This is a genomic window from Citrobacter sp., from assembly GCF_050252275.1.
In the GTDB taxonomy this organism is placed as follows: domain Bacteria; phylum Pseudomonadota; class Gammaproteobacteria; order Enterobacterales; family Enterobacteriaceae; genus Citrobacter_A; species Citrobacter_A amalonaticus.
Genome location: NZ_JBFWLF010000251.1, coordinates 1 through 6,773, shown reverse-complemented (window position 1 = coordinate 6,773; position 6,773 = coordinate 1). Strand labels below are relative to the sequence as shown.

Annotated in this window: 6 protein-coding genes and 1 pseudogene; 2 read left to right on the top strand and 5 right to left on the bottom strand. The window is 52.8% G+C overall.

Translation table 11 applies throughout. The features are described 5' to 3' along the window. Positions 1 to 190, top strand: a 190-nt coding sequence (locus AB7E14_RS18275) for a YobH family protein (RefSeq protein WP_428169762.1), incomplete at its 5' end; no start/stop codon positions are given. A gap of 111 nt (positions 191 to 301) precedes the next feature. Here AB7E14_RS18275 and kdgR read toward each other — a convergent pair. After that, positions 302 to 1,093: a DNA-binding transcriptional regulator KdgR gene (kdgR, locus tag AB7E14_RS18270; protein ID WP_043000400.1), complete on the bottom strand. Its 792-nt coding sequence runs from the start codon at positions 1,091 to 1,093 to the stop codon at positions 302 to 304. A 176-nt stretch (positions 1,094 to 1,269) separates the two neighbouring features. Between kdgR and AB7E14_RS18265 the strand changes: the two genes are divergently transcribed. Beyond that, entirely contained in the window at positions 1,270 to 2,643 is a 1,374-nt protein-coding gene (locus tag AB7E14_RS18265) for an MFS transporter (RefSeq protein WP_316961748.1), read from the top strand. Positions 2,644 to 2,687: 44 nt separating this feature from the next. Here AB7E14_RS18265 and htpX read toward each other — a convergent pair whose 3' ends face one another. The 4 genes and pseudogenes from htpX to AB7E14_RS18245 form a co-directional block, all read right to left on the bottom strand. After that, positions 2,688 to 3,569: a protease HtpX gene (htpX, locus tag AB7E14_RS18260; protein WP_042318474.1), complete on the bottom strand. Its 882-nt coding sequence runs from the start codon at positions 3,567 to 3,569 to the stop codon at positions 2,688 to 2,690. A 192-nt stretch (positions 3,570 to 3,761) separates the two neighbouring features. Then, entirely contained in the window at positions 3,762 to 5,810 is a 2,049-nt protein-coding gene (prc, locus tag AB7E14_RS18255; RefSeq protein ID WP_316961749.1) for a carboxy terminal-processing peptidase, read from the bottom strand. 19 nt (positions 5,811 to 5,829) lie between these two features. Continuing rightward, entirely contained in the window at positions 5,830 to 6,516 is a 687-nt protein-coding gene (gene proQ, locus AB7E14_RS18250; RefSeq protein ID WP_043000397.1) for an RNA chaperone ProQ, read from the bottom strand. Positions 6,517 to 6,613: 97 nt separating this feature from the next. Further along, a pseudogene (locus AB7E14_RS18245) lies at positions 6,614 to 6,773 on the bottom strand (GAF domain-containing protein); the annotation flags it as partial.

The following is a 6,773-nucleotide window of genomic DNA, read 5'->3' as shown; positions in this document are numbered from 1 at the left end:
ATTATTACTCAGTGGGTATGGTGTGCTGATAGGCAGTCAGGAGAATGCTGCCGGGCTGGGGTTGCAATGCAAGTATCTCACCGCGCGAGGAACCGCCACCGCGCAATATGTTCATACCGATAGCGGTATCATCGGATTAACGGATTGTCCGATATTGCGTAAGAGTACCGTGGTCGTCGATAACGGTTAATATCCCGTCGTCGTGAGTCGCGCCTGGCGTATTGCTTAAGCAAAATATCACAGGATTAAAGCGGCCGGCGAAAATGCCGGCCGTTTCTTGACTATCGACAGCATGACATCGTCAGAACGGATAATCGTTGTAACCCATCTGCTCAGAGATTTTACGCGCCGCGGTATGCAGCATCGAAACGTAGTCATGCAATTTTTCTTCAGAAAAACGCAGCGTGGGGAAGGAGATACTCAGCCCCGCAATCACGACGCCGAAACGATCGAATACCGGTACGCCAATGCAGCGTAAACCTTCTTCTTGTTCTTCGTTATCTTCGCCATAACCCTGTTCGCGGACTTTATCCAGCACCGGCAGCAATGCTTCCGTGGTGGTGATAGTGCGCCCGGTACTGCGCTTGTACTCAACGCCGTCCAGAATCTGCTTCACTTCGTCACGATCGCGCCAGGCCAGCAGCACTTTACCAATCGCGGTGCTGTAAAGCGGGTTGCGGCGACCCACACGCGAATACATACGCAGGTTGTACATCGAATCAATCTTATGAATATAGACGATGCTGTCTTCGTCCAGCGCGCCGAGGTGCACCGTCTCTTTCGTCAGACGAGAGAGTTCACGCATCTGGATGTCCGCACTGCGGATAAGATCAACATTCTGTAGCGCGCGAGCGCCCAGTTCAAACAGTTTCAGCGTCAGAGAATACTTCTCGGATTCACCTTCCTGTGACACATATCCCAGTGTTTTCATGGTCTGTAAAAAGCGATAAACGGTGCTTTTTGACATCATGACGCGTTGTGATAACTCGGTAATCCCTATTTCGCGCTCTTCACCCAGCGCCTGCAGAATGCCAAAAACCTTCAGCACGGAAGATACAGAATCAGGCTGTTTATCCAGATCTGCGTTAGCCATCTATCACCTCATTACGAGTGTTTTATAAAAATCAGAACGATTTTTTATTATAATTTCATGACCAGGCCCCCGCAATCCATCTTTGCTTACTTCGTTACAAATCTGCGATATAAAGCCTGAATATCAATGCTAAAATCACTACCCTGATCATATTCTTCGCATAAACTATCAATCACATGAATAAATCCCAGGCCGACGGCCTGCCGCTTCCACAGCGATATGGTGCTATTTTAACCATCGTTATTGGTATTTCGATGGCCGTACTGGACGGCGCCATTGCCAACGTGGCGCTCCCCACGATAGCCACTGACTTACACGCTTCAGCCGCCAGCTCAATATGGGTCGTCAACGCCTATCAGATCGCCATTGTCGTCTCGCTACTGTCGCTGTCGTTTCTCGGCGATATGTTTGGCTATCGACGCATCTACAAATGCGGACTAGTGGTTTTTCTGCTGGCCTCACTGTTTTGCGCTCTCGCGGACTCGCTACAAATGTTGACGATGGCGCGTGTCGTTCAGGGGTTCGGCGGCGCGGCGCTGATGAGCGTCAACACGGCGTTGATTCGTCTGATTTATCCTCAGCGCCATCTGGGTCGCGGGATGGGTATCAACTCCTTTATCGTTGCCGTCTCTGCGGCCGCAGGCCCAACCATCGCGGCCGCTATCCTCTCAATTGCCTCGTGGAAATGGCTGTTTCTGATCAATGTGCCGTTAGGGATTATTGCGTTGATTCTGGCAATGCGCTTTCTGCCGCCTAATGGCTCACGCAGCAATAGACCGCGTTTTGACCTCCCCAGCGCCGTGATGAATGCGCTGACGTTTGGTCTGTTGATCACCGCACTGAGTGGTTTTGCACAGGGACAACCCATGACGCTGATCGGGGCCGAAGTGGCGGCAATGATGGTGGTGGGCTATTTCTTTATCCGTCGTCAGCTTTCATTACCGGTACCGTTATTGCCGGTCGACCTGCTGCGTATTCCTCTTTTTTCACTGTCGATAGGCACCTCAATCTGCTCTTTCTGCGCGCAGATGCTGGCGATGGTCTCCCTGCCCTTCTATCTGCAAACGGTACTGGGGCGGAGTGAAGTAGAAACCGGTTTGTTGCTCACCCCCTGGCCACTGGCAACGATGGTCATGGCGCCGCTGGCCGGGTATCTGATTGAACGCGTCCATGCCGGTTTACTGGGCGCGCTGGGCCTGCTGGTGATGGCAAGTGGACTGTTTGCCCTGGTATTACTTCCTGCCGCGCCGTCCGATCTGGATATCATCTGGCCGATGATTCTCTGCGGCGCCGGGTTTGGTTTATTTCAATCCCCCAATAACCACACGATCATCACCTCTGCGCCACGTGAACGCAGCGGCGGCGCCAGCGGCATGCTGGGCACCGCCCGTCTGTTAGGACAAAGCTCAGGTGCGGCGTTGGTCGCGCTGTTGTTGAACCAGTTTGGGGATAACGGCACGCATGTTTCTTTGCTGATGGCAGGGATTCTGGCGACCGTGGCAGCGGTGGTGAGCGGTCTACGCATCACACAGCCCCGGGCACAGGCGTAAAAAAAGCGCGTCCATGGACGCGCTTTCTCTTCTTACCGACAGGCTTACTTCAGGTATTCCCCACTGCGCAGCGCTTCGATACGTTTATCCAGCGGCGGGTGAGTCATAAACAGTTCGCTCAGCGATTTACCTTTACCATTGATGCAGAAGGCCATCATGCTGGATGCTTCCTGCGGTTCGTAGCTGGTTTTCAGACGCTGCAGCGCAGCAATCATCTTTTCACGGCCGACCAGTTTGGCGGACCCCGCATCAGCGTGGAATTCACGGTGACGAGAGAACCACATGGTAATGATGCTCGCCAGAATACCGAACACCAGTTCCAGTACCATTGCGACCGCAAAGTAGATCATCGGGTTGCCATTGCTGCCTTCGCCTTCATCACGGTTACCACCGAGAAAACCAGCGGCGATCTGCGCCAGAATGCGCGAGATGAAGATAACAAAGGTGTTCACCACCCCCTGGATCAGCGTCATGGTAACCATGTCACCGTTCGCGATATGGCTAATTTCGTGAGCAATAACGGCTTCAGCTTCATCCGGGCTCATGTTTTGCAGCAGACCGGTACTGACCGCAACCAGAGAGGCATCACGGCGCGCCCCGGTGGCAAACGCGTTAATGTCCGGCGCATGGTAGATAGCGACCTGCGGCATGGCAATACCGGCCTGACGCGCCTGCGTGGCGACCGTATTCATCAACCAACGCTCTCTTTCGTTACGCGGTTGCTCGATCACTTCCCCACCGACGGAGCGTAAGGCCATCCACTTTGACATCAGCAGTGAAACGAAGGAACCACCGAAACCGAACAGCAGCGCCATAATCATCAGGCCCTGAACGCTGCTCGACTGAATCCCTGTCAGGCTCAGCACCAGCCCGAAAACGACCATGACGGCCAGGTTCGTCAACAGGAAAAGCGCGATTCGCATCATAATTTTCTTTTAACCTCAACTTAACAAAACGCACTATGCGATTACCCACATCGTATGGGTCGTACGGCTATTTTCAAGCATCAATGCCCGGTAAGTCACCAGAAAGACACAACTTTACATTTTTCTGCATCAGGCTGACGACTTCATGCGCTTGTTAAAAAAACAGGCACAATTTCTTGTGCCTGTATGAGGTTATTTCGTTGCGGTCGGTTGTACCGCGGGCTTCGCTTTCTCGAGCGTCGCCAGATCCAGCGCAATCTTCACCGTTTCATCAAGATACGGATCCGGTTCCTGGTAATCTTTTGGCAGGTCGTCCAGTTTCTTCAGAACCGGTTTTCCTTCTCGTTTAAACCGGTCATTGATTCGCGCCAGGCGCAGCGCATCATCTTCGTTATTCTCTTTTTCACGCTGCGCGTAATTCAGAGATACGATGTTGCGTTTATCCTTCATCGCATTGAAACGGGCGATATCCTTAATGATGTACTGGAACTCAGGATCCTGCGCGATACGCGCGTTGTGATCTTTGAGTAATTCAGGGCCGAACGGTGTCAGATCGTCTGATTTCACATACGTTGCGGCATCGATGCTATCCCACGGCAACGCATTATCTTCAAATTTCTCACCGGTTTCGGTCTCTTCATTCCCCGTCGGCATGATGATATCCGGCGTGACGCCTTTACGCTGAGTACTGCCGCCATTCACACGATAGAACTTCTGGATCGTGTACTGAACGGAGCCCAGTGCGGGCCATTCTGGACGCAGCATCTGATCGTAAATACGATTCAGCGAACGATACTGCTGCACGGTACCTTTACCGAAAGTCGGCTCACCAACAATCAGCGCACGACCGTAATCCTGCATGGCCGCGGCGAAAATTTCCGATGCCGACGCGCTGAAGCGATCGACCAGAACCACCAGCGGGCCTTTGTAATACACAACGCCATCGGTATCGCTGTCCTCACGGACTTTACCGTTGTTGTCACGAACCTGAACCACCGGACCGGAAGGAATAAACAGACCGGACAGCGAAACAGCCTCCGTCAGCGCCCCGCCGCCGTTGGTCCGCAGATCGATGACGATGCTGCTGACGTTCTGTTTTTCCAGTTTCTGCAACTGAACTTTGACATCGTCAGTCAGGCCAACGTAGAAGCCCGGGATATCCAGTACGCCGACTTTCTCTTTACCTACCGTCTTCACAGACATTTTAACGGCACGGTCTTCCAGACGGATACGCTCACGCGTCAGTGTGACAATACGGGTTTTTGTGCCTTTGCCGGCAGGCAGAACTTCAAGACGAACCTTGCTGCCTTTTGGCCCTTTGATAAGCGCAACCACATCATCCAGGCGCCAGCCGATCACATCGACCATGCTCTTACCGGTCTGACCCACACCGACAATGCGATCGCCGACGCTAATCGCCTTGCTCTTCGCCGCCGGACCGCCAGCCACCATGGAGTTAATGACCGTATAGTCATCGTCCATTTGCAGCACGGCACCAATCCCTTCAAGGGACAGGCTCATCTCGGTATTAAACTGCTCGGTATTGCGTGGCGAGAGATAGTTGGTATGCGGATCGATTTCCCGCGCAAACGCGGTCATCGCCAGGGAGAAGACATCTTCACTGTTGGTTTGCGTCAGACGACGGATCGCGGATTTATAACGACGCGTCAGCGTCTCACGAATTTCTTTATCGTCTTTGCCGGTCAGTTTCAGACTTAACTCATCGAACTTCACCTTGCCGTCCCACAGCGCATTCAGCTCAGCCTCATCTTTTGGCCAGGGTGCTTTGCTGCGATCGAGATTGAAGGTGTCAGTCCCGGTGAAGTCCATCGGACGTTCCAGCACTTTCAGTGCGTACTGAAAACGCTCGAAGCGGCGTTTTTGCGCCAGATTATAGAGATCGTAAAAAACGTCGAGCTTACCCGAACGCAATTCGTCACCCAGTTGCCCTTTCTTCTTCGCAAACTGTTCGACATCCCCCGCCAACAGCACGTTGTGGCTGTAGTCGAGTAAATTCAGATAGCGGTCGAAAATTTTGGCGGAAAAGGCCGAATCGAGATCGAACTGACGGTAGTGAGAACGCGTAAAACGCGACGTGACGCGTTCACTCACCGTCGCGTGCTGGGTTTCTTCCTTAAGAACAGGAATCTGATCGGCACGCGTAATGTCGTCCACTGCGAAGGTCTGGCCTGCTATTGCAAGCAGGCCAGCTAACGCGGTAAGCCTAAAAAATGTGTTCATGCCAGGCCTGGCCTCCGTTTCAGAACACCAGGTGTTCTGCGCGTACAATCAAAGACATACCCGAATTCAGCTGTACACGGACGCCATCTTTGGTGATTTCTAATACGGTGGCATCCATCGCATCGTTGCCCGCTTTCACCTTCAGAGACTGTCCAACGCTCAGCGCTGAAATATCCGAAACCGGAGTCAATTTCTCTTCACGAGGTGCGCGAGGCGCTTTCGCGGCAGGTTTTTCAGCACGCGGTTTACGCTCAGTCGCTTCTTTGCGGCGTGGTGCAGGACGCGGCTTACGTTCACGACGCGGGGCATCTTCAGTTTCCCCTGCAGCAGCGGCAGCTTCACGTTTTTTCGCTTGCTGTTCTGCACGCTGCGCCTGAACGCGAGCTTTCGCTTCTTCAAGCTGCTTACGCGCATGTTCAACGTGCTGCTCATCCAGCTCACCGCACGGGTTGCCGTCGAGATCGACACGCGTTGCGCCCGGCTTAACGCCGTACAAATAACGCCAGCTTGAAGTATAAAGACGTAAAGCGGAACGAAGTTGCGTTTTGCTGAGGTTCATTTCGCCCTCAATACGCTCTACCAGATCCTGAAAAATACCAATTTTCAGTGGGCGCGCTTCGCCTTCCGCACTAAAACACTGCGGAAAACGCTCGGCCAAAAACGCGATGACTTCTTTACTGCTATTCAACTTAGGTTGATTTTCCATGAAATTTCCTGATTACAACGGACGTAGCCAACAAGCAGCAGGCATGAACAGGCGTCATTATAATGACGCCATCAGTAATTGCTACGTTATCCGTTGATTATCCTGCGACGCTCGCAAAGAATTTTTTGTAATCCGTCATTGCAAGCACGGTTTCAAGCTGCGCAACGAGCCGGCGAAGCCCCTCTTCATCCTCAGCGGTGAAGCGCCCAAACGCCGTACTGTCGATGTCCAGCACGCCAATAATATGACCATTGACG

Coding starts and splice junctions, on each gene's coding strand:
- kdgR (WP_043000400.1), bottom strand. CDS start 1,093: ATGGCTAACGCAGATCTGGATAAACAGCCTGATTCTGTATCTTCCGTG.
- AB7E14_RS18265 (WP_316961748.1), top strand. CDS start 1,270: ATGAATAAATCCCAGGCCGACGGCCTGCCGCTTCCACAGCGATATGGT.
- htpX (WP_042318474.1), bottom strand. CDS start 3,569: ATGATGCGAATCGCGCTTTTCCTGTTGACGAACCTGGCCGTCATGGTC.
- prc (WP_316961749.1), bottom strand. CDS start 5,810: ATGAACACATTTTTTAGGCTTACCGCGTTAGCTGGCCTGCTTGCAATA.
- proQ (WP_043000397.1), bottom strand. CDS start 6,516: ATGGAAAATCAACCTAAGTTGAATAGCAGTAAAGAAGTCATCGCGTTT.